Annotated in this window: 2 protein-coding genes; both read right to left on the reverse strand. The window is 55.4% G+C overall.

Annotated elements, in window-relative coordinates:
• On the reverse strand, positions 1-279 hold a 279-nt coding region (locus JaAD80_RS29880), incomplete at its 3' end, for an NAD(P)-dependent oxidoreductase (RefSeq protein ID WP_180979680.1).
• Between the two features lie 75 nt (positions 280-354).
• Positions 355-552: acetolactate synthase small subunit (ilvN, locus tag JaAD80_RS29885; RefSeq protein WP_102299778.1), on the reverse strand; the 198-nt coding region annotated here is incomplete at its 5' end.

A 552-nucleotide genomic window follows, 5' to 3' on the forward strand; every position in this document is an offset into this window, starting at 1 on the left:
GTTTTCGTTGTAGACCTGGGCGATGTTKTTTTCATCCGGCAGCAAGATCATGATGACGTCGGCCGCTTTCACGGCGTCGTTGACTTCCGCCACTTTCAGGCCCGCTTGCTCGACCTTGGTCCAGGAAGCGCCGCCCTTGCGCAGGCCGACGGTGACGTTGACGCCCGAATCGTTCAGGTTTTGCGCGTGAGCATGGCCTTGCGAACCGTAGCCGATGATGGCCACGTTTTTGCCTTTGATCAAGGAGAGGTCAGCGTCTTTGTCGTAAAAAACTTTCATGGTATTTCCTATATATTTGATGATGCGTTGTTGTTTTAAATGCGGCGCCAGGGCCGCGTAGTGCTGCTTATATTTTTATACTTTGAGGATGCGTTCGCCGCGGCCGATGCCGGAACCGCCCGTGCGGACGGTTTCCAGGATGGCGGCGCGGTCGATCGAATCGATGAACGCGTCCAGCTTGACCTTGTTGCCCGTCAGCTCGATCGTGTACGTCTTTTCGGTGACATCGATGATGCGGCCACGGAAGATATCGGCGGTGCGCTTCATTTCCTC

Origin of the sequence: Janthinobacterium sp. AD80 (assembly GCF_002878455.1) — a bacterium.
Taxonomy (GTDB): Bacteria; Pseudomonadota; Gammaproteobacteria; order Burkholderiales; family Burkholderiaceae_D; genus Janthinobacterium.